23 protein-coding genes are annotated in these 21045 nt (G+C 34.8%); 9 read left to right on the forward strand and 14 right to left on the reverse strand.

Annotation, left to right across the window (positions count from 1 at the left end; translation table 11 throughout):
• Window positions 1-35 precede the first annotated feature (35 nt).
• From RBH94_RS10420 to RBH94_RS10435, 4 genes are read left to right on the forward strand one after another with little or no spacing between them, the layout of a single operon-like run.
• Window positions 36-1376: a 2TM domain-containing protein gene (locus tag RBH94_RS10420; protein ID WP_307880841.1), complete on the forward strand. Its 1341-nt coding sequence runs from the start codon at window positions 36-38 to the stop codon at window positions 1374-1376.
• Between the two features lie 17 nt (window positions 1377-1393).
• Window positions 1394-1756 carry a 2TM domain-containing protein gene (locus RBH94_RS10425; protein WP_307880842.1) on the forward strand — a complete coding sequence of 121 codons (363 nt, stop codon included), beginning with the start codon at window positions 1394-1396 and terminating at the stop codon, window positions 1754-1756.
• Window positions 1743-2057 (forward strand): 2TM domain-containing protein, encoded by a 315-nt coding sequence (locus RBH94_RS10430; RefSeq protein WP_307880843.1) that lies wholly within the window; start codon window positions 1743-1745, stop codon window positions 2055-2057. Before RBH94_RS10425 ends, RBH94_RS10430 begins: the two co-directional genes overlap by 14 nt.
• 57 nt (window positions 2058-2114) lie before the next feature.
• Entirely contained in the window at window positions 2115-2873 is a 759-nt protein-coding gene (locus tag RBH94_RS10435; protein ID WP_307880844.1) for a LytTR family DNA-binding domain-containing protein, read from the forward strand.
• A gap of 3 nt (window positions 2874-2876) precedes the next feature.
• Here the strand turns inward: RBH94_RS10435 and RBH94_RS10440 are convergent, their stop codons facing one another.
• Window positions 2877-4052, reverse strand: a complete 1176-nt coding sequence (locus tag RBH94_RS10440; RefSeq protein ID WP_307880845.1) for an LETM1-related biofilm-associated protein — start codon at window positions 4050-4052, stop codon at window positions 2877-2879.
• A gap of 144 nt (window positions 4053-4196) precedes the next feature.
• Between RBH94_RS10440 and RBH94_RS10445 the strand changes: the two genes are divergently transcribed.
• The 4 genes from RBH94_RS10445 to RBH94_RS10460 all read left to right on the forward strand — a co-directional run bounded on the left by RBH94_RS10445 (window position 4197) and on the right by RBH94_RS10460 (window position 9089).
• The gene (locus RBH94_RS10445; protein ID WP_188224439.1) at window positions 4197-4883 is read left to right on the forward strand and encodes a DUF4331 family protein; all 687 of its coding nucleotides are present in this window, start codon (window positions 4197-4199) and stop codon (window positions 4881-4883) included.
• Between the two features lie 29 nt (window positions 4884-4912).
• Window positions 4913-5467, forward strand: a complete 555-nt coding sequence (locus RBH94_RS10450) for a DUF4331 family protein (RefSeq protein ID WP_307880846.1) — start codon at window positions 4913-4915, stop codon at window positions 5465-5467.
• 84 nt (window positions 5468-5551) lie between these two features.
• Complete coding sequence (locus RBH94_RS10455) at window positions 5552-6841, forward strand: lipopolysaccharide assembly protein LapB (protein WP_307880847.1); 1290 nt, start codon at window positions 5552-5554, stop codon at window positions 6839-6841.
• A gap of 13 nt (window positions 6842-6854) precedes the next feature.
• The gene (locus RBH94_RS10460; RefSeq protein WP_307880848.1) at window positions 6855-9089 is read left to right on the forward strand and encodes a TonB-dependent receptor domain-containing protein; all 2235 of its coding nucleotides are present in this window, start codon (window positions 6855-6857) and stop codon (window positions 9087-9089) included.
• Between the two features lie 349 nt (window positions 9090-9438).
• Here RBH94_RS10460 and arsB read toward each other — a convergent pair whose 3' ends face one another.
• From arsB to RBH94_RS10510, 10 genes are all read right to left on the reverse strand, one after another.
• Window positions 9439-10485, reverse strand: coding sequence for an ACR3 family arsenite efflux transporter (arsB, locus tag RBH94_RS10465; protein ID WP_307880849.1), 1047 nt, complete (start codon window positions 10483-10485; stop codon window positions 9439-9441).
• Between the two features lie 2 nt (window positions 10486-10487).
• A complete protein-coding gene (locus tag RBH94_RS10470; protein WP_307880850.1) occupies window positions 10488-11105 on the reverse strand; it encodes a low molecular weight phosphatase family protein in 618 nt (205 codons plus the stop codon).
• A gap of 31 nt (window positions 11106-11136) precedes the next feature.
• Complete coding sequence (locus RBH94_RS10475; protein ID WP_307880851.1) at window positions 11137-11604, reverse strand: DUF6428 family protein; 468 nt, start codon at window positions 11602-11604, stop codon at window positions 11137-11139.
• A 31-nt stretch (window positions 11605-11635) separates the two neighbouring features.
• Window positions 11636-11965, reverse strand: coding sequence for a helix-turn-helix transcriptional regulator (locus RBH94_RS10480; protein WP_307880852.1), 330 nt, complete (start codon window positions 11963-11965; stop codon window positions 11636-11638).
• A gap of 134 nt (window positions 11966-12099) precedes the next feature.
• Entirely contained in the window at window positions 12100-13623 is a 1524-nt protein-coding gene (locus RBH94_RS10485; RefSeq protein WP_307880853.1) for a sulfatase, read from the reverse strand.
• Between the two features lie 134 nt (window positions 13624-13757).
• Window positions 13758-14672, reverse strand: a complete 915-nt coding sequence (locus RBH94_RS10490; protein ID WP_307880854.1) for a hypothetical protein — start codon at window positions 14670-14672, stop codon at window positions 13758-13760.
• 140 nt (window positions 14673-14812) lie between these two features.
• Entirely contained in the window at window positions 14813-15238 is a 426-nt protein-coding gene (locus tag RBH94_RS10495) for a hypothetical protein (protein WP_307880855.1), read from the reverse strand.
• A 375-nt stretch (window positions 15239-15613) separates the two neighbouring features.
• Complete coding sequence (locus RBH94_RS10500; RefSeq protein ID WP_307880856.1) at window positions 15614-16414, reverse strand: anti-sigma factor; 801 nt, start codon at window positions 16412-16414, stop codon at window positions 15614-15616.
• Between the two features lies 1 nt (window position 16415).
• Window positions 16416-16946 (reverse strand): RNA polymerase sigma factor, encoded by a 531-nt coding sequence (locus RBH94_RS10505; protein ID WP_307880857.1) that lies wholly within the window; start codon window positions 16944-16946, stop codon window positions 16416-16418.
• Window positions 16947-17039: 93 nt separating this feature from the next.
• The gene (locus tag RBH94_RS10510; protein ID WP_307880858.1) at window positions 17040-17663 is read right to left on the reverse strand and encodes a YceI family protein; all 624 of its coding nucleotides are present in this window, start codon (window positions 17661-17663) and stop codon (window positions 17040-17042) included.
• Between the two features lie 122 nt (window positions 17664-17785).
• On the opposite strand from RBH94_RS10510, the gene hemN reads away from it, so the two are divergent.
• A complete protein-coding gene (gene hemN / locus RBH94_RS10515) occupies window positions 17786-19150 on the forward strand; it encodes an oxygen-independent coproporphyrinogen III oxidase (RefSeq protein WP_307880859.1) in 1365 nt (454 codons plus the stop codon).
• A gap of 23 nt (window positions 19151-19173) precedes the next feature.
• Here hemN and RBH94_RS10520 read toward each other — a convergent pair whose 3' ends face one another.
• The 3 genes from RBH94_RS10520 to RBH94_RS10530 form a co-directional block, all read right to left on the reverse strand.
• Window positions 19174-19617: a pyridoxamine 5'-phosphate oxidase family protein gene (locus tag RBH94_RS10520; protein WP_241739554.1), complete on the reverse strand. Its 444-nt coding sequence runs from the start codon at window positions 19615-19617 to the stop codon at window positions 19174-19176.
• Window positions 19618-19886: 269 nt separating this feature from the next.
• Window positions 19887-20588 (reverse strand): sulfite exporter TauE/SafE family protein, encoded by a 702-nt coding sequence (locus tag RBH94_RS10525; protein WP_307880860.1) that lies wholly within the window; start codon window positions 20586-20588, stop codon window positions 19887-19889.
• The gene (locus tag RBH94_RS10530; RefSeq protein WP_307880861.1) at window positions 20588-21034 is read right to left on the reverse strand and encodes a FixH family protein; all 447 of its coding nucleotides are present in this window, start codon (window positions 21032-21034) and stop codon (window positions 20588-20590) included. The genes RBH94_RS10525 and RBH94_RS10530 overlap by 1 nt, the downstream gene beginning before the upstream one ends.
• Between the last annotated feature and the right edge of the window lie 11 nt (window positions 21035-21045).

Below are 21045 nucleotides of genomic sequence, written 5' to 3' on the forward strand. Positions count from 1 at the left end.
TCGAAGATAACGAGGATAGCAATTTAGAACTTAATATGACCAAAGGATTCAAAAATATAATCATTACATTTTTTATAGGATGCGCTGTTTTTTTAGTAGGCAATATACTTGAAAACGGATTGCAGTTCGTAAGTGTAAAGGTAGCATTGATAAGCTTTGCATTCTATCAACTGTATTCATTTGTTTTAGGATATTCTAATTTATTGTTCTTCAGTTATCTTGAAACTTTAAAGTGGAAATCTACCGAATCTGTTAAGCGTATTATTCTAGGCATTCTAGGATCTGTTGTGGTAACCCTTTCCGGATTGTTTGTATTGCGGGCAGGAACATCGGTGTGGTACAATGGCCATTCGTTTCAGGAATTTTTAAACCACGAACGAATTCAATATTATGGCTTCGGATTAATCATAACCTTGATTATTGTTGTCATTTTTCATCTTATCTATTTCTATAACCGATATCAGCAAAACCGAATTAAAGAACAGAAGGTTATTGCGGGTACGGCAAGTGCAAAATTCGATGCTTTAAAAAATCAGTTAGATCCACATTTTTTATTCAATAGTTTAAATGTATTGACTAGTTTAATTGATGAAAACCCTGAAAATGCTCAGAAATTTACATCAGGATTATCTAAAGTATACAGGTACGTTTTAGAACAAAAAAATAAAGAGTTGGTACTTGTTGAAGAGGAACTCAATTTTGCAAAGACCTATATGTCTTTATTAAAAATGCGATTCGAAGATAGTATTGTATTTACAATCCCTGAGCAGGTTACAAATCCGGAAAGTAAAGTGGTACCGTTATCCCTACAATTACTACTTGAAAACGCTGTAAAGCACAATATGGTTACGCCTGTAAAACCGTTGCATATTAAAATTTATGAAGACGGTAATACTCTGGTGGTAGAAAATAATTTACAGCCTAAGCAAATTGTAAAGAAAAGTAGTGGCGTTGGCCTTAATAACATTATGCAGCGTTATAAGCTGTTAACGTCAAGAAAAATAAACATCAATCAGGAAGCAAACCGTTTTGTAGTCGCAATACCAATGCTAACCAAACAAATATCAGTTATGAGAACACAATCAAACCAATCATTAGATGATGCTTATGTAAGAGCACGTAATCATGTAGACGAACTTAAAGGCTTTTATTATAGTCTGTTATCTTATTTTTTAGTAATTCCTTTTTTAATATTTGTAAACTATAAAACATCCTGGGGCTTTCAGTGGTTTTGGTTTCCTATGTTTGGTTGGGGAATAGGTCTGGTTATTCAAGCGTTTAGAGTTTTTGTGAACGATCAGTTTTTAGGTCGCAACTGGGAAAAGCGAAAAATTGAGCAATTTATGCGTGAGGAAGAAAATACCCGATGGAAATAATTTAATTAAAAAATATTATGAAAAATTACGATTTAGAATCTTATAAAAACGAAGGTTCAGACGAACGGTTTTACCGCGAGGATGCTTACTTGCGGGCTAAACAAAAGGTGAAAAAAATATTAGGGTTTTACTGGCACTTGGCAAGTTACATTATAGTTAATCTTTTTATAATTATTCTTATTGTTTCCAATGGAGGAGAGTTCTTTAGTTTTGGCACTTTTGCAACCCCTTTGTTTTGGGGCATTGGTTTGTTATTTCATTTTTTAAGTGTCTATGGAGTTGATTTTATTTTTGGTAAAAAATGGGAAGAACGTAAGATTGCCGAGTATATGGAGAAAGAAAAAAGAAACATAAATTTAGATAACAATGAACAGCGATAAACTAACTCAAGAAGCATTCTTGAAGGCCCAAAAAAAGGTATATAATTTAAAAATATTTTACATTCATTTGGTTGGGTATTTTATACTGGCAGCTCTTTTGGGATGTAATTTGTATATCATGTCTGGGCCATATAAAGATTTTTTCTTTTGGTTTGATATCATTGTGCTGTTAGGTTGGACTGTTTTTATTGGCATTCATGGCTGGCATATATTTAAAGGGAAAATTCTTTTTAAGAAAGATTGGGAGGCACGTAAAATAAAGGCATTTCTTGAAAAAGAGAAAATTAATCGTTGGGAATAGTTGTTCTAGGATAAGAACTAGTGGTTTAATATTTTTAGTAGAATTAAGATTTTATATATGCACGTTATTATTATAGAAGATGAGAAGCCATCGGCGCGCCGATTAAAGCGTATGTTGGAAAAGCTGGATATAGAAGTGAGCACTATGTTGCACTCAGTAGAGGAATCTTTAAACTGGTTTACCGCCAATACGCATCCCGATTTAATATTTTTAGACATTCAGTTGAGTGATGGTTTGTCGTTTGAAATTTTTGAAACAATACCTATTAAAAGTGCTGTAATCTTTACCACGGCTTATGACGAATATGCGCTTCAGGCGTTTAAACTAAACAGTATCGATTATTTATTAAAACCTATTGATGAAGACGATTTGAAAACTGCTGTTGAGAAATATAAGGAGCGTTTACCACAACAGCAATCAGTGTCTTTAGATTTTAATGATATTAAAAAGTTACTGGTTAACCCTATAGACCGGGAGTATAAAAAGCGATTTTCTGTAAAAGTGGGACAACATTTAAAATTGATTGCAGTCGATGATATAGAATGTATTTACAGCGAAAATAAAGGGTCTTATATTCATACCAAAGATGGTAGGAATTATTTGTTAGATAACACTTTGGAAAGTTTAGAAAGTGAATTAGAGCCTCAACTATTTTTCAGAATTAATCGAAAATTCTTTGTGAATATTAATGCCATAAAAGATATGATAAGTTATACCAATTCGCGATTACAAATAAAATTGAATAGTTATAATGACGATGAAGTTATTGTGGCGCGTGAGCGGGTTAAGGATTTTAAAGAGTGGTTGGAATCTTAAAACTTAATCTTCATCAATGCGATTTTCATCAAAAGCAGAAGGCAGGAGTTTTGGTATAAATTTCACAACTAAAGGCAGTAATATAGCACCACCCGGAAGTAAAAAAATAGCTAGGCTTGGTATAGATTTAAAAATATCCAGTAATTGATCCTGAATTTTTTTTTGCTCTTCTGAAGTTAAGTCTCTCACAGTCGATTGTGTTAAAAGTACCATAAGTTCTTTACTGTCCTTTAACTCTTTATACAAGCGTTTTCTGTTTCTGGTAATCAACTTTTTTACCATTTTGCTAGAGTTATTATAAAAACTCTGAACAATATTTTTAGAGCCTAAAACGGCAATATTCTCTTTGTTTGTGGTATAAAAGCTATTTACCGTTTCCAGCGATTGTTTTATGAGTTGGGTTTCAATTTTGAAATCTCGCCCTAATTGTATTAGAAACCGTTTTTCAGTACTATCAATCGTTTTGTCAGTCCAGGCGGCCATACAAGCCAAATCTAATATATATTGCTTTTCTAAAGGTGTCTTAATATTCGAAATGGCATCTTCGTAAGTAATATGTGTGTGGTCCTGAAAACGAAGAGAAGATTCAATTAACCGAATTAAACTTTCATCATATGCATTCTTGTCTTCCTTTGTGTTTAAAACATCTAATGAGACACATTCAATAGAGGCTTCAAGGTTTTTTATGTAAGACGTTGAAATGGTTTGCTCTCGTAAATAATTATCATAAGCGAGCACATCTATATATAAGAGCGCATTTATAATGAAGTAGTTAAAATTTTTTGTGATGATATTAGCATCAATCTGAATACGCTTGTGTATTAGCTTTTCTAATTGTTCGTCCGATTTTTTTCCGCCTAATAAATCTTCAAAAAACGAAGTTTTCCTTTCGCTTATTTCAGTATAAAAATCAATAACGCTTTCAACAAAAGGTGTTTCAGTAGTGGCGTTGTGGTAAGTGTGTAGCAATGCTAAACAATGATTTATTTTACAAAGCTCTTCTTCTATCAGATCTTCTTTAGGAAGGATGTTTAAAGCCACATCTAAATTACTTCCATAAATAAACCCACAATCTCTTAAAGCGGTATAAAAGGTTTTATCGCTAAGGTTAAGAAATTCAGGCTTTGCCTCAACTTCTCTTAGTAGTTTTTTTATCCAACCATTTGCAGACGGATTCATGGCTTGTGGTTTTGTTCGTGTAAATGTAATGTTTTCAAGGAATATTTTGCAATTATTTTCTTTAACAAAATTTTAACAAAACCGGGTTTTTCTTTTTTGCGTAGGTATGCATGAGAACCGAGTAAATAACTAATTAATAAACGTATGAAAAAGTTAAAAACAGTTTTAGGAATTGGAGTAGTAGCAGTAGCTAGTTACTTTGTTGTTGCAGCCGACCACATCGATGCACCGTCCGTGCAGGGTGGCTCTAGCGACATTACAGATTTTTATGCCTTTCAAGGTGAAGATACCAACAACCTGGTATTTGTAGCCAATGTTCAGGGCTTATTAAGTCCGGCAAACACAGCATCGGCAAGTTTTGATGAAAGTGTTATGATTGAATTCAACATTGATAGCGATAACGATTATGTTGAAGATTATGTCATTCAGGCGATTCCTAAAGACGGGAAAATGTATGTTATCGGACCTAAAATGCCAATGCAAACAGGTTTAAACAGTATGGTAGGGACAAACGAAGTGTATAACGCTGCTGTAGCTAATATTACACCGTATGGATCTGATGCCATGATGGGGATGAAAAACGGAGTTAAAGTATTCGCAGGGCCAAGAGACGATCCGTTTTTTATGGATTTTGCCCGCTATGTACAAATTGTAACGCCTGGTGACGACGATGGAGACGGTATGGAAGAAGGCGCCTTTTTACCAGACGGTATGGCTTCCGATACTTTCGCAGGAACCAATGTAATGTCTGTTGTAGTTGAAGTGCCGAAAAGTCAAATAGGTGGTAGCGGAACTATTAACACCTGGGTGGAATCAAAAAGAAAGCAATAAAAAACTTAAAAAACGAAATACTGACAATTATGAAAAATATAAAACTATTTCTAGCACTTTTAGTAATGCCTTTAGTAGCATTCAATTGTAGTGACGACGATGATATGAAAATGGAAAACGGACTTCCGAATTTAGCAGGAACCTACATGCAGGAAGATCAGATGGGAAGACCAGCAGTAAATACTGTTTTTGTGTCGCCATCAAGTAAAGATATGTTTAATGTTACAGTGCCATCTATGCAAAACGCATCATTTCAAAGTATGTTTCAAACCAATTTAGAAGGGTTAAGCCCTGCTTTTGCTAATGCAGGAGATACCAACGCATTAGGGCTAGATGCTGCCACGTTTACCAGTGTACTCGCTACAGATGTGTTGAACGTGTCTCTTGATGGAACCACTACTTTTTACGATGGAACTAATGTGTTGACAGGTAGAAATTTATCAGATGATGTCATTACGGTAGAACTCTTATTAATCTTCGGAGGAGAAGATTTTTCAGAGAACCCTGGATTATCAGATGATAATGTTGATGCCAATGACAAGCCTTTTTTAGCCTCATTTCCATATCTAGCTTCACCATGGTAGAAGCTTAAAATTAATTCAGAAACAAAGAATTTACTCTTTGTTTCTGAGTTTCTCTAACAAACAATAACCTTAAAAACAAATACAATGAACCTACAATGTATTACCGTGTTTTGCCTGCTTGTATCTGTAACAAGCTGTACAATAATATCTAAAAAAATAACAAATCCTCAGGAGTATAATGTTTATTTAGAAACGACCAATGAAACGGCTAAAAAAGAAGCCTTAAATGATTTAAAGTTTTGGAAAGAGAAGCTTGATCGTACCCCAAATCAATTTCCTTATTTATCAAAAATAGCTTCGGCATATAGTCAGCTATTCGGAATAACAGGAGAAATAGAATATCTTAAAGATGCTCAGAATGTCTACCAGACTCTAAATATAAAAACTAATTATTCGAACACCTCATATTTAAAAGGACTTGCTGCCAACTATATATCTCAGCATAAGTTTAAGGAAGCTTTAATACTACTGGAAAAAGCAGAATCTATTGGCGATAAACTAGAGGGTACTCAAAAAATGCTGTTTGATGTGCATTTAGAATTGGGAAATTACGATTTAGCAAAAAGTTATTTGGATAAGTTTAGTAACGATGCCGATTTCGATTATCTCATTCGGGTAGCGAAATGGTCTGATCACCGTGGCAATTTAGATGCCGCTATCAAATATTTAGAACAAGCCAAAGTCAAAGCTGAACAGTCTAACCTTGCAGTTTCAAAGCAGTGGATTTACACCAACCTTGCAGATTTTTATGGACATAGTGGAAATATAGAAGCCTCGTACAATCACTTTTTAAAAGCTTTAGAATTAAGTCCGAATGATGCCTATGCCAAACGCGGTATTGCATGGATTGTATATTCTTATGAGAAAAACCCAGATGAAGCACTTCGTATTTTAAATACGGTTTCGCAAACGTATCATGCACCAGATTATTACCTGTTAAAAGCAGAAATAGCAAAGTTTAAGAAAGATTCAAGACTGTATAAAAAGGAATTGCAATCTTACAAAATCGCAGTAAACAATCCGCTTTATGGTGATATGTATAACACCTATACCATTATTCTCTATACCGATATAAATGAAAATTTAAATGAAGCTTTAGCAATAGCAGAAACCGAAGTTACTAATAGACCAACACCACAATCGTATGGTTTGCTAGCCTGGGCTTATTATAAACAAGGCTTTAAAAGAAAAGCCTTGAAAATCATGAAAGAACATGTCGCGAACCAAACATATGAGCCCCAAACTCTACTACATATGGCTGAAGTATATAAAGCTAATAATAAGTTAAAAGAAGCAAAAATCTTGAAAAAGGATTTGCTGGAAAGTATTTTTGAATTAGGTCCGTTGACCGAAAAAAATGTCAAAAATATATAACCCAAAAACAATCATGAACGTATTAAAACTGATGATGCTATTTTCAGCCATAATGTGTACAAAGCTTAGTTTTTCACAACAAATTAGAGGTGTTGTGGTTAATAAAGCGAAACAACCATTGGAGGCTGCCTATATCTATAATTTAAACTCTAAAAGCCATGCCCATTCTTTAGAAAATGGCCTGTTTGTACTAGACAATTGCACTGTGGGCGATTCCTTGAAAATTGGACTTTTAGGATTTAAAAATAAGTTCTTCATAATCGATGGTACCTGTTTTCAAAAAAAACAAATTATTGCCCTAGAGGAGAAGTCCTTTCAGTTAAGTGAATTAGTCATTAACGAAACTGTAAATCCGGTGAGTACCATTTCCCGATTAGATTTAAAAACAAATCCGGTAAACTCGTCTCAGGAAATATTGAGAAAAGTTCCGGGTTTAACAATCGGGCAACATGCTGGAGGCGGAAAGGCCGAACAGATCTTCTTACGTGGTTTCGATATCGATCATGGTACCGATATTTCACTGTCAGTCGATGGAATGCCGGTAAATATGGTATCACACGCGCATGGTCAGGGGTATAGCGATTTACACTTTGTGATCCCGGAAACGGTAAACAAAATAGATTTTGGAAAAGGGGCGTATTATGCCGAACGTGGTGATTTTGCCACAGCTGGCTATGTAGATTTTTCAACTAAAGATTATTTAAAAGAAAGTTCAGTTGGTTTAACCATTGGCGATTTTAATACCTTACGAACATTGGGAATGTTCAATTTACTGGAACATGATGCCGATAAAAATGCCTACATCGCTACCGAATATATCGCTACTGATGGACCTTACGAGTCACCACAAAATTTCAACCGGTTAAATCTGTTTGGGAAATTTACCAGCTATTCACCGAACAACGATAAGGTATCGGTTACGTTATCGCACTTTACGAGCCGTTGGGATGCTTCGGGGCAAATTCCGCAGCGCGCTGTCGATGATGGAAGCATTTCTCGTTTTGGAGCTATTGATGATACCGAAGGCGGGACTACCGAACGTACTAATTTTAATGTGGAATTTAATAAGCATATCTCGGATAATTCTATGCTGAAGAGCAATGCGTTTTATTCGCATTACGGATTTGAATTATATTCCAATTTTACGTTCTTTTTAGAAGACCCTGTAAATGGCGATCAAATCAAGCAAAAGGAAGATCGTCATATATTCGGATTCAATACTGCCTTAAGTCAGCAAATCTTGTTAGGAGATGTAGAATTAACATTGACTTCAGGAGCTAGCTTGCGTCACGATATCGTTAATGATATTGAGTTATCGCATACGCTAAACAGAAAAACAACTTTAGAGCAAATACAATTGGGGGATTTAAATCAAACCAATATGGGGCTGTTTACCAATTCACAATTCGATTTTGGGAAGTTGAAAATAGCCCCGGCTTTACGTTTGGATTATTTTAAGTTCATGTATAATGATGAGCTACAAGATACTTATAGCACACAGGCCGAAACCAAAACCATTGTAAGTCCTAAACTAAATTTCTATTATGATGTTTTAACCAATTTACAAGTGTATTTAAAATCGGGATTAGGGTTTCATTCCAACGATACGCGCGTGGTGGTAAGCCAAATGGGGAAAGATATTTTACCACGTTCATATGGCGCCGATTTAGGAAGTGTTTGGAAACCGTTTCCAAAGTTAATTGTTAATTCAGCATTATGGTATTTGTTTTTAGAGCAAGAGTTTGTTTATGTGGGCGATGCCGGAATTGTTGAACCAAGTGGAAAAACGGAGCGTTATGGTATCGATTTAGGATTGCGTTACCAGTTAACCGATTGGTTGTATTTTGATTCTGATGCTACTGTAACACATGCCAGAAGTACTGAAGATCCTGAAGGAGAAAATTATATTCCTTTAGCACCGGATTTTACTTTGGCAGGTGGACTGGCGGTAGATAATTTGGATGGGTTTTCGGGGGGATTACGCTATAGATATGTTGATGACCGACCAGCAAATGAAGATAACAGTATTGTAGCCAAAGGTTATTTTGTAACCGATTTTAACGCGAATTATACGTTTAATAAAGTTACAGTAGGAGTGATTGTAGAAAACCTATTCGATACCGAGTGGAATGAAACACAGTTTGCGACTGAATCGAGATTGTTTAATGAAGCGGCTCCTGTTGAAGAAATTCACTTTACGTCAGGAACGCCATTTTTTATAAAAGGAACAATTTCTTATAAATTTTAAAACCTAGGGTAGGGTAAAATAAAGTAAGGGTGTCTTACTAACAAATACAACTGAAGGAAGAGAGTGATGGTGTACAGAAAAGAGAATCCTTCGAGAGTTGATTAATAGCAGCTAACAAAAGGAACAAAGAGTTAATAATTATGAAAAGAGCCACGATAAATCTTTTAAATCAACCTAGATGATTATTGGCAAATTACATCTGACTATTATAAAAATAATAAATACTAACAGATGAAAAAGGAAAATTGATTTTCAAGGGACCGGTAGGATTGGTTGTCCTATTTGGTTTTTTGGGTTTTTTGTTAGGGAAAGCGGCTCGTGGTTGAGCCGCTTTTATTTTATATAAATGCTAATTTACCGCGTTTACAAAGTATTTTTTACGCAACCAGAACGATACGCGTACTAACAAAATTAATGCAGGAACTTCAACTAATGGCCCAATAACACCAGTAAAAGCCTGTCCGGAATTTAATCCGAAAACAGCAATAGCAACAGCAATGGCTAATTCAAAATTGTTTCCAGCAGCAGTAAAGGCTACCGAAGCTGTTTTGTCGTAAGTGCCACCCATGGCTTTGGTAAAGAAAAAGCCAATAATAAACATTAAGGCAAAGTATATCAATAATGGGACAGCAATGATTAAAACATCCATTGGGATTTCAACAATAAGTTCGCCTTTTAATGAGAACATTACAATAATAGTAAATAGCAATGCGATTAAAGTTAGTGGAGAAATTGTTGGAATGAATGTTTTTGTGTACCATTCTTCACCTTTTAACCGAACTAAAATTTGTCGGCTTAAAATACCCATTGCAAACGGAATACCTAAGTAAATAGCAACACTTTCAGCTATGGTTCCTATAGAAATATCAACAATAGCACCTTCGAAGCCAAAGTAAGGAGGTAAGATTGTAATAAATATCCAGGCATAAAAACTATAGGCAAAGACTTGGAAAATACTGTTAAGAGCTACTAAACCAGCGCCGTATTCGCTACTGCCTTCGGCTAAATCGTTCCAAACCAAAACCATAGCAATACATCTCGCCAGTCCTATTAAAATTAAACCCACCATATATTCGGGGTAATCTTTTAAAAAGGTAATGGCTAGAATGAACATTAAAACCGGACCAATAATCCAGTTAAGAATTAGCGATACCGAAAGGATTTTTGTGTTTTTAAATACGGCAGGTAATAAGCTGTAGTTTACTTTTGCTAATGGCGGGTACATCATTAAAATTAATCCTATAGCAATAGGAATATTCGTTGTACCGCTACTCATCGCATTGATAATATCTGGAAATTTAGGAAAAAAATAGCCTAAACCAACACCTAAGGCCATGGCAACAAAAATCCATAGCGTTAGGTTTCTATCTAAAAAACTTAATTTTTTTGTAGCCATAATTAAGCTTTAATTTGTGAAAAAACATAGAATAATTCAGTAGCAATTTGAAGACTACGTTCGTTGTATTTCTCCGCTTGTTGCGGTGTGTTGTCGAACGCTTTTGGATCTTCAAAAGTAATTGGGATACGTTTTTCTGCTCCTAAAATTATAGGACAACCTTTATCGGCAGACGAGCAGGTCATAATCGCAGCAAACTCAGATTGCGGATTAAACGCATCATCGTAAGTTTTAGAAAAGCCAATAACCGCATGTTCGTCTTCAGCATATTTTATACTATAAATAGGGTTGTTGCCTTCAGCAATTGTTTGAATATTGAAACCTGTATTTTTCAATGTTTCAGCAGCCATAGGAAATAAGGCTGTAGCTTCGGTTCCGCCAGAATAACAGAATACTTGTTTTATATTAAAATGATGAGCGATTGTTTGTGCCCAAACCTGGGATAAATGACTGCGTCTGGAGTTGTGTGTGCAAATAAAATTTAAACGTACTTCTTTTTGTGCAGTAACTTTGTCCTGGATAAAGTCTATTAACGGTTGTAATGTTGTTTTACGTTCATCACTTACAGTATCGGTAGGTAAGTTTAGTAACGTTTTTTCAATGTTTTGGTATAATGCCATGTTTTAAAAATAATCTCTTAATATGTATAAATTAACAACAACCGCTTCCCGGAACACATGTGTTTGCTGCTTGTAATTCTGATAATTTTACTTTTGGTTTTTCTGCAGGAATACCACAATTATCTTTTGCTAAACAATCAGTTTGTTTGTTGGTTAGTAAAAATGAAGTGCCATCGAAATCCAATTCGAATTTACCAATGGTGTCTCCCTGATATTCTACCTCAATTTCAGCGTCTTCAATATTCAAGGTGTTTTCTGAAAGCTCAATAATGTGTAATAATTTTTCAGGATGTAAACGGTGGTCGTAATCGTTAGCATTCCATAATTGAAAATTCACAATGTTTTCATGTCTTACAGTTCCGCCACAATCGATAAACGTTTTGCTTATTTTTCCAATTTCAGTTACGTGAAAATGACTTGGTACTAAGTCGCCATTCGGTAGTTGAAACGCGATGGTTTCTAAACTTTGCAGTGCTGATTTTACTTCTGATAGTTTCATAATACAATGATTTTAATTTTGTGTTTTAGGGTTAACAACAGGATGTTTTTGGTAAATCCTGATCTAAAAACCCAGTCATTACAACTTTCATTTTAGTCCATACTTCTGGATTGATGCAATAGCATACGCTGGTACCTTCAACCGAACCTTTAATTAACCCTAAATGTTTTAATTCCTTTAAATGTTGCGAAATTGTAGGTTGTGCTAAACCAATTTCGTCTACCAAATCACCGCACACACAAGTATTAATTTTAAATAAGTGCTGTAGAATGGCAACACGAGCCGGATGACCGAAAGCCTTAGCAAATAAGGCAATTTCATTTTGCGAATCGGTAAATATTTCAGTTTTAGCTAAACCCATATTAATTGTTTTATTGCAATATTACGATTAATATGAAATGGAGAAAAGTTATTTTCAATATTTTTTGGTTTAAGCATAAAAAAAGCCTCAAAACTTATATGGTTTCAAGGCTTTTTTATGAAGATTGGTTTTTCTTAAGGATGAATAATTTTTAATAATTGTCCGTCTTTTTCAGGATAAAGCGCTTGTTTTTCATCCATATCTTCCTGTAAAAGTTTCATCATAATTTTTAATTGTTCCGGATTAGAATTAGCTAGGTTAGTAGCTTCAAACGGATCGTTAGTTAAATTATATAACTCATATTTTGGTGAGCCTTCAATTTGAAAATGGTAAACAACTTTCCAATTATCTTTTACAAAACTTGTAAAGTAAGGGGTTCTATGGTCGTGTGGAAAGTGATTAAGAAAAGTGTTATCACGTTTTTTGTTCGTTTTACCTTTTAGTTGTTTTTGTAAGTTGAAGCCATCTAAACTGTAAGATTCTGGTACATCGATATCTGTTAAATTACAAATGGTAGGGAATAGGTCTAAGATTGTTCCCATTTGATTTTCCATTTGATTTTGAGAAATTTTTAAATCCTTTTGAAGTTTAATTTTGTTATTAGGTGTCGCCCAAGAAGCAATGAATGGCACACGCATACCGCCTTCCCAATGCATCGCTTTTTTACCTCGTAAGGGTTCAGAGCTACTGTAGTCGTTAGTTATAGGGAGCGGAGCATCTGATCCGTTGTCACCTAAAAACAAAATAAGTGTATTTTCTCCTAAGCCTAAATCTTTAACATGAGCGATGATATCTCCTAAAGATTTATCCATACCTTCAATTAAAGTGGCATAAGCTTGCGCTTTTTTATCTTTTCCAGAGTTTTTATAGTGTTCGGCAAAACGAGGATCAGATTGAAATGGTTGATGAACCGCATAATGTGCCATGTATAGGAAGAAAGGTTTTCCCTCTTTATGAGCATCTGTAATTTTATTATTTGCCTCTCTGGTAAGAGCTTCTGTTAAAAAGATATCGTCCTTCCAATATTTTTCTAACCCAGGTACAGCTCGAGATTTTTGTCCGTTGAGATTGCCATAGCCGTCACGACCATAATAACTCCCGGGGTGTCCTGCACCACAGCCACCAACATTAACATCGAAGCCTAAATTAATTGGATTTTCACCATCGTAGCCATTAGGTCCAAAATGAGCTTTTCCAACATGAATTGTTTTATAACCTTTAGATTGTAATAAGCGCGGTAAGGTAATAGAAGAACTGTTTAAACCCTCCCAATTCCAATCTGACGGACCATATTTGTTTTTGTTATTATGCTCTAAATGAATCCAGTTTGTTGTACCATGGCGAGCAGAATTTTGACCTGTTAGTATGGATGCACGTGTTGGAGAACACACCGAATGCGCATAGAAATTAGTAAAGCGGACACCCTGCTTTGCTAACTTTTCCATATTGGGTGTAATATAGAAGTCGTTTAACGGATATTTTTTAGGTTGACCATTTGCGTCTACTAAAAATGGAACAGAGGTATCCATTAATCCCATATCGTCTACCAGAAAGACGATAATATTTGGTTGCTTTTTCTGTGCAAAGGAATAGGCAGATAGGCAAAATGTAGACAAAAAGGTTAAAATTAAATACGATTTTTTAAAATGTATTTTCATTATAAAATTCTTAGGTTTTGTTTTAATCCTGTGTACGAACACAATAATTTTGGGTGTGAATATACTATTTTCTATTAAAAAAGCCTGTTTCTATCTAGAAACAGGCTTGAAATTTATTGAGAATTCTTGTTAATTTAAACACCTAAATTAGATAACACAAATGATTTAGCATTGTCGTGTAATCTAATCCATAAGCCGGGGTTAGCGTTTAATTGATGCATTGCCTCTTCAGGATTAGAACTTAATGTTGTGTTTAAAACATTAGCATAGGTTTGTACTTTGGCGGGAGCAGAGTCGGCGTCCACCACAGACTGTACCACTTTTTTAGCTTGTAAAATAGCTGCCGGGCCTAAGGTTAGAATGTATTGTGCTGAGCGACATTCTGTCTCATCGCTTTCACTTACAACACTTCCGCCGGCTTTAAATTTGCTAATATGATGTTCTAAAATACTATTAGAAATAGGAATAATTCCAGCAACATGATGCTGCTGCGCTCCCGATAACGGTTTAATATACGCTAAGTGAGAAGCTTCATTTTCTTCTGGACCATGACCAATAAAAAAGATGTCTAATCCTCCTAGCTCTTCAAGTTTTGTTAGGTAATCTATAAGAGCAGATTCTAAGTCATTAGTGTCTGTTTGCATAGGGGTGAAGCTTTTAATTTTTTTGAAAAAAGCATCACCTAAAATACGCTCAAAATCACGAACAAAACTTAGACCATTTGCCATGCCCATAGGGGCTAAAGCATCCTGAGTGAATACATTTAATCGTGCTAATAAATCATCTTGTTCGCCAGATTCTGCTAATTCCCCAAGTAAACGATGCAATTGTTGTGCGCCTCGACCACCAAGAAGGGCAATATTAATATCACCTTCTTTAGCTTCAGCTGTTTTGTATAATTCATTTAACATGGCCTGACCAACCTCAGCTTCGGTGTTAAAGACAGTTGGTGTTACTCCATAATCTGTTATATTAAAATTGCTACTGCCTTGCTTGGTTAACCACACATTATTATTTTCTTCTTGTCTTGAAAAATTAGAATTTTTCATACTCATTTTCTTTATTTATTGATGTGTAACTGATTACACACCTCGTGTTTTTTATAATGTTTTACTTAGAGCAAAAGTAAAATAATTGAAAGTAAGAGTTAAAGGAATACGAGTTTTATTTAGGTTTTTAAAGTTTGGATTTAATTTTGCTTTTCATATTTAAAACTGCAACCTTCTATACAAACTGGTCCGCTGGTTGGAATAAGGATAAAATAATTTGAATAGAATTCTAAGGTGTAGGTAATAAAGCCATCATCATTTTCGGTTTCGCTAGCAAAGTCCGGGCAGTTATATTTTAATATTAATTGATGCTCTTCTATAGAAAAATCCCCAATCGAACATTCAGCAAACATATCTGAAGAAAATATACCGGTTTCAAAAAACTCAAAAATTTTTCCGTTTTCCTGATCTACCCAATATTGAGGGCCACCTGAACTAATGTAAGATTGGGTATGTTTCCATTTTCCCAGAAGTAATGATTCGTCGGCTGTAATAGGATCATCAGATTTTGTATCGCAACCAACTAAAAGGAGTAATACCGGAAATAGTAAGATTCGTAATATCATGTCGAGGCTTTATGGTTTAGATGCAAATATTAAAAAATGGTTGCGTGACATTACAGGAATTTATAAAAAACACAATAGTTTAATTATGTGTAAAATAAGCCTTTCTTATATTTTTAGAATAATCAAATTAACCATTTTGTTTGGAAGATGCTCATTCCGTTTTTAGGTCTCCTTCGATACAGATTCGATATTCCCTCGGGAATTCTTCGGTAAAACCCTTATTTTACGAAGAAAACCCGAACAATTCCCGAAGGAATGTCGAACCAAACCTCTAAAAGGTCAATTTTTAAAGCTTTTAATCGGGGTATTAATAAAAAAATATCCCCTAAAAGCGTTAGAGGATATTTTTTAAGAATTTAATTATTGGTTTTTTTATTAACTCGCATTAACTACACCAAGCGTATAAAGGAATTCCATAGTAGGTGTTTCACTTCCGCCTGCTGGCTCTAAAGTAATACCAAAGGCCTCACTTGCATTGGCGTTTTCAATTTCAAATATTTTATTATCGTCGGTTATGAAATCGTCTATAGTGCCTAAGCTAGTAGGTGTTAATGGGCTTAAAGTTAAAGACCAAACTTGATACACTTTTCCTTCAGGAGGTTCAGGTAAGCCCTGTGCATCTAAATAAATACGATCGTTAGTTTTGTCCCAATACACATTAGCATAGGTAGTGGCAAAATTTCCTTGACCGGCTAAAGGTATTTTAGTTATGTTATTATCTCTCAAAACAGAAATTAAAGTATTAGCTTCTTCCAAACTGTTATTCGCATTGGCAATTTGGGTTTCTAATAGTTCCTGTTGTGTTTTACTTATCTGAATAGCTGATTGTAACTGTTTGTTTTGAGTTACGGTCCAGAATAGGCCCATAGCTAGAATTACCGATGCAGCCCAACCCGTGTAGGTTACCCAGTTGTATCTTGGCATAGATATAACTTTACTGTCGGTTCCGTTTAATCCTAAGTGGGCTTTTATAGCCTGTAAAATTTTGTCGTTATTTTTTACTGGAGACACTAATGCCGTAAGTTTAATTACTGCACTTTCAATGTCTAAGACTTCTTGTGATATTTCAGGATATTGTAGCATGAGATTGTACACTTCCTTATTTTCCTTTTCAGAAAGTGCACCAGCTACATATAGCTCTAAAATTCCAGATTCTATGTAAGCTTGTATATCCATCTTATTCTAATACCATGTTTCTTAATTCTTTAATGCAGTTTCGGTTTCGGGTTTTTATAGTTCCAACGGGCATATCGAGAGCTTCAGAAGCTTCAACTTGTGTGAAACCTTTAAAATAGAGGAGTTCAATAACTGCCTTGCATTTTTCTTTTAGTTTTTTTACGAATGTTTTGATTCCAATAGCGTCGGTTGAACTATCTAAACTGTCGCTGCTTTCAAGAATATCTACGAAAAAATCGGCATCAAGGTTTTGTTTGGTTTTCTTAAATGCTTTAGATCGTGTTTTATCGATTGCTGCATTTCTTGCAATATTTAAAATCCAGGTAAAAAAACGGCCTTTTTCAGAAGAATAACTGCTTGCATTATGCCAGGCTTTAATAAATACATCCTGCATAACTTCTTCGGCTATATCTTTATCGCGAACAATATTGTAGATAACACCTTGCATGCTTTCACTATACATATTGTACAGGGTTTCGAACGCTTTTTCGTCCTTCTGCTTGAAGTTTTCAATTAGGGTTTCTAATTCCATATAGTTGATTAAGTTTCCGAAAAATAAGGAATTAAAAAGAAAAAGCTACTTGTTTAAGTAGCTTTTCGTATAAAAATATTTTCGTTTGTAAGGTTAATTCTTACGAAGATAAGTGCTTACTTCAATAGCAACGTCTTCCCAGGTTTTGCTTACACCATCGGGTCCCGTATGTAAATCGAAACATACTTTATTTAAGCTTTCAAGAGCACCAAGGGCATCCCAGTCTGCTAAATTCATGGTTCCTGTCATTTTTACACGACGTTCATCGGTAATTTCAACAGTAAGGGGTAAATCTTTAGTCACCCCGTTCATGGTTAAGGTAGCTACATAGTTACCGTTAGCCACTTTAATAGTTCCTTTTATAAGGTCGGTATCAAGCATAGCCCCAAAAAACGATTCTTTTAATTTAGCATCTCTAGAAGGATCTTTGGTGAATAAGCTACTAACCGGAATTGAAAAGTTTAAATTGTTTAAAGCTTCTTCGGCTGTAGCACCAGACTTTTCATCGAATTTTAAAACCGTAAACTCACCACCAACAGGTAATTTATCGGTTGTTTTGTAAGCGGTCCATTTAACAGAAGTCGCTTCTGGTTTAGCTACAAATTTTTCGCTTGCAGCAACTTCCATATTGCCTTCGGTTGTTGTTTCTTTTTTATTTTCTTTACAGGCTACAATGCTTAAAGCCAAAACAATAATCAGGTAACTTATTTTTTTCATGTAATCAGAATTTTTTTAGATGTAAAATTTAGCACTAATATACTAATTGCATATGTTTATACATGACATATATCATGTTTTTAACAAAAGAATAAGGATACTTTTGAATTTTAAAAGCAACTATGTTTAAACAACTAACCAATAAATATAATGTAGCCGGACCAAGGTATACGAGTTACCCAACGGTACCTTATTGGAATCAGGATACGTTTTCTTTAAAAAAATGGAAATCGTCCTTAGTGCAGTCATTTCAAGCGAGTAATAGTACCGAAGGCTTGAGTTTATACATACATTTACCGTTTTGTGAAAGTTTATGTACATTTTGTGGTTGCAATAAGAGAATTACAAAACAACACAGCGTTGAGCCTGTTTATATTAATGCGGTTTTAAAAGAATGGAGTTTATATTTGGAGTTGTTTGATGAAAAACCGGTAATTAAAGAAATTCACTTGGGTGGTGGTACCCCAACCTTTTTCTCTCCGGAACATTTAACTTATTTAATAAAAGGAATTTTAAAACACGCTGAGGTTGCAGAACATTATGAGTTTAGTTTTGAAGGCCATCCGAATAACACAACTCGAGAGCATTTACAAGCTTTATACAATGTAGGTTTTCGACGCGTGAGTTATGGTGTACAGGATTATAATGAAACCGTGCAAAAAGCGATTCATAGAATTCAACCTTTCGGACATGTAAAACGCGCTACCGAATTAGCCAGAGAAGTGGGCTATACTTCGGTAGGTCATGATATTATTTTTGGTTTGCCGTTTCAAACTTTAGACCACGTTAAAGAAACCATTTTAAAAACTCAGGCTTTATTGCCCGACCGTTTAGCGTTTTACAGTTACGCCCATGTACCTTGGATAAAAGGAAACGGACAACGCGGATTTAACGATGAAGATTTGCCTTCGGCAGAACTGAAACGCGAACAATATCAATTAGGAAAACAATTGCTTACCGATATCGGCTATCACGAAATAGGGATGGACCATTTTGCTTTACCAACAGACACCCTTTACAAATCCATGATTTCTGGTGAATTACACCGAAATTTCATGGGGTACACCTCATCAAAAACACAAGCCATGATAGGCTTAGGAGTTTCGTCTATTAGTGATAGCTGGTACGGGTTTGGACAAAATGAAAAAAGCCTTGAGGCGTATTATCAATTATTAAAAGAAAATAGTATTCCCGTATATCGCGGACATATTTTAAATACTGAAGACTTAATCATCCGTAAACATATTTTAAACCTGATGTGTCAGTTTGAAACCAGTTGGGCAGATGATACTTTATATTTTGAAGAATTACCCCAGGCCTTAAGTCGTCTGGCAGAAATGGAACAAGATGGGTTAATAGAAATTAAGAAGAGCAGTATTGTTGTTACATCAAAAGGCAAACCTTTTGTTAGAAATGTATGTATGGCTTTTGATGTGCTATTACAACGAAAACAACCAGACACCCAGTTGTTTTCAATGACTGTTTAGAATTTGTTATTTATCAGTGGTGACTATATTCTGAGTTTGCCTGTTATTTCGTCGACTTTTATGGCGTAAATAACAGGCGAATCTTCTTCTACCTTAGCCGAAAATTCCTGAATATAATCTAAATCACGACCTTCGTTATTTAGTATCACTTCTTTTACACCTAACGAAAATTCATGTAACATGGCTTTAGCACCACTACCAGAAAGTTCTTCGTAAGTACCGTGAACTACAACCGATTTCCATTTGTCTATCGCATCGATTTCAGAAACTTCTAAAGCCACATTCGGATTCAATCGTAAGGCTTGAATTTTATGCCCTTCACCTGAATATCCAATTATAATGCGGTCTTTATTGTACAGGTATGTAATGGGTACCACAAAAGGTCGGTTATTGTAAATATAGGCCAAATGACCAACGTAATTGTTGTGTAAAATGTACTCGCATTTTTGTAAATCTAAAGTTTCCATGAGCATTAGTTTTATTGGTTTTTAATCTGGTGGGCTCATTAATGCGTTTATAGAAATTTACCTTAGAGCAAAGCTCGAGAGGTGATAATAAGGTTAAAAGGTTTATTTAGAAGTAAACTTCAAAAATAATTAAATCTCGATTATCGAGTAAAATCGATTCAGGGAACATTCATCTTTCAACACAAGAATTTACCATGTTTAAAATTACAGAATACCTTGTAGGTGAAAAATGATTAAAATCAGTTGGTTACAATTTTGAATAAGGATTCTTAATGGCAATCTATAGAACTCGTGGCAAGTTCCATAACAGGGCTAGGGGATAAGTAAGGAATGCCTAAACCTAAACCACGCAGAATGAATAAAAGCCCTATAATCACTACGAACACAGGAACGGCTTTTTGTATACGTTGCTTGATATTACTGTTTAAAAATTTACCAAGGTAGATGGCAGAGGTCATAAGTGGAATAGTACCTAAACCAAACAATATCATATATAAACTACTTTGAAGCGCCGATGGCATGGTAATGGCAGCGAATACCGCCATATAAACCAAACCGCAAGGTAAAAATCCGTTAAGGAAACCTATGGTTAAAAAGGTGTCGGCTGTTTTCTTTTTCAGCGCTTTCCCTAAAGCCGATTTTACTTTATTAACACCTTTATAAATAGGTTTTGAAGCATTGTATTTATTAAATAGTTTGGTAGGAATAAGAATGGCTACAATCATTAAAACACCAATAGCAATAGATAATTGTTGTTGTACACCAAACAGATAAAAGCTTTTTCCTATTAAACCGAAAAGAAAGCCTATAATACTATAAGCAAGTAGACGTCCGATATGATAGGAGAAAATTTGAGCAACTTTTTTAATAGAATTACTGCGGTCTACAGGTAACATAAAGGCAATAGGACCACACATACCAACGCAGTGGAAGCTTCCTAAAATACCGAATATGATTGCCGACCAAAGCATTAGTATACAATTTCTTTTTTAAAGAGATAAGATTTTTCGTTATATTTCCAATCAACTTTAATGTTCCAGCGACCATCCAATAAACGTTTGTCAGGTATGAGCAAATTGTAGTTTGACAATGAAATAGGCGTTTCAAAGTCGAATTGTTTATTAGATGGTCTGTATAGGAACACTGTGCCTGTAACTTTCGTGTAATCTAGGTCACTAGGAAATTTAATAATCAACCCCTCTGTCGATATGTCGTAAGTTATATTTTGAGCTAAATTTTTAGCGTTATTTTCTTTGTTTATGTCGTTTTGAAACTCCAGTTCCTGCCCGTAATAATCTTCAGTTACTAAATCGTGATCATATTTTTTATCAACACTCATGGTTATGATAAAATACATGATAAAGCTTATAAAGCCCACAAATGCTAAGATTATGCCTGTTCCCCAATTGAATTTCATTTGTCTTAATT

The sequence above is a fragment of the Aestuariibaculum sp. YM273 genome, from assembly GCF_030908365.1.
GTDB classification, from domain to species: Bacteria; Bacteroidota; Bacteroidia; order Flavobacteriales; family Flavobacteriaceae; genus Aestuariibaculum; species Aestuariibaculum marinum.

Excerpts from the sequence above, each read along its gene's own strand:
- RBH94_RS10455 (WP_307880847.1), top strand. The coding sequence starts at position 5,552 with ATGAACCTACAATGTATTACCGTGTTTTGCCTGCTTGTATCTGTAACA.
- RBH94_RS10425 (WP_307880842.1), top strand. The coding sequence starts at position 1,394 with ATGAAAAATTACGATTTAGAATCTTATAAAAACGAAGGTTCAGACGAA.
- RBH94_RS10525 (WP_307880860.1), bottom strand. The coding sequence starts at position 20,588 with ATGCTTTGGTCGGCAATCATATTCGGTATTTTAGGAAGCTTCCACTGC.
- RBH94_RS10510 (WP_307880858.1), bottom strand. The coding sequence starts at position 17,663 with ATGAAAAAAATAAGTTACCTGATTATTGTTTTGGCTTTAAGCATTGTA.
- RBH94_RS10480 (WP_307880852.1), bottom strand. The coding sequence starts at position 11,965 with ATGGGTTTAGCTAAAACTGAAATATTTACCGATTCGCAAAATGAAATT.
- RBH94_RS10470 (WP_307880850.1), bottom strand. The coding sequence starts at position 11,105 with ATGGCATTATACCAAAACATTGAAAAAACGTTACTAAACTTACCTACC.
- RBH94_RS10490 (WP_307880854.1), bottom strand. The coding sequence starts at position 14,672 with ATGAAAAATTCTAATTTTTCAAGACAAGAAGAAAATAATAATGTGTGG.
- RBH94_RS10485 (WP_307880853.1), bottom strand. The coding sequence starts at position 13,623 with ATGAAAATACATTTTAAAAAATCGTATTTAATTTTAACCTTTTTGTCT.
- RBH94_RS10520 (WP_241739554.1), bottom strand. The coding sequence starts at position 19,617 with ATGGAAACTTTAGATTTACAAAAATGCGAGTACATTTTACACAACAAT.
- RBH94_RS10530 (WP_307880861.1), bottom strand. The coding sequence starts at position 21,034 with ATGAAATTCAATTGGGGAACAGGCATAATCTTAGCATTTGTGGGCTTT.
- RBH94_RS10420 (WP_307880841.1), top strand. The coding sequence starts at position 36 with ATGACCAAAGGATTCAAAAATATAATCATTACATTTTTTATAGGATGC.
- RBH94_RS10505 (WP_307880857.1), bottom strand. The coding sequence starts at position 16,946 with ATGGAATTAGAAACCCTAATTGAAAACTTCAAGCAGAAGGACGAAAAA.
- RBH94_RS10460 (WP_307880848.1), top strand. The coding sequence starts at position 6,855 with ATGAACGTATTAAAACTGATGATGCTATTTTCAGCCATAATGTGTACA.
- RBH94_RS10445 (WP_188224439.1), top strand. The coding sequence starts at position 4,197 with ATGAAAAAGTTAAAAACAGTTTTAGGAATTGGAGTAGTAGCAGTAGCT.
- RBH94_RS10450 (WP_307880846.1), top strand. The coding sequence starts at position 4,913 with ATGAAAAATATAAAACTATTTCTAGCACTTTTAGTAATGCCTTTAGTA.
- hemN (WP_307880859.1), top strand. The coding sequence starts at position 17,786 with ATGTTTAAACAACTAACCAATAAATATAATGTAGCCGGACCAAGGTAT.
- RBH94_RS10495 (WP_307880855.1), bottom strand. The coding sequence starts at position 15,238 with ATGATATTACGAATCTTACTATTTCCGGTATTACTCCTTTTAGTTGGT.
- RBH94_RS10435 (WP_307880844.1), top strand. The coding sequence starts at position 2,115 with ATGCACGTTATTATTATAGAAGATGAGAAGCCATCGGCGCGCCGATTA.
- RBH94_RS10500 (WP_307880856.1), bottom strand. The coding sequence starts at position 16,414 with ATGGATATACAAGCTTACATAGAATCTGGAATTTTAGAGCTATATGTA.
- arsB (WP_307880849.1), bottom strand. The coding sequence starts at position 10,485 with ATGGCTACAAAAAAATTAAGTTTTTTAGATAGAAACCTAACGCTATGG.
- RBH94_RS10475 (WP_307880851.1), bottom strand. The coding sequence starts at position 11,604 with ATGAAACTATCAGAAGTAAAATCAGCACTGCAAAGTTTAGAAACCATC.
- RBH94_RS10430 (WP_307880843.1), top strand. The coding sequence starts at position 1,743 with ATGAACAGCGATAAACTAACTCAAGAAGCATTCTTGAAGGCCCAAAAA.
- RBH94_RS10440 (WP_307880845.1), bottom strand. The coding sequence starts at position 4,052 with ATGAATCCGTCTGCAAATGGTTGGATAAAAAAACTACTAAGAGAAGTT.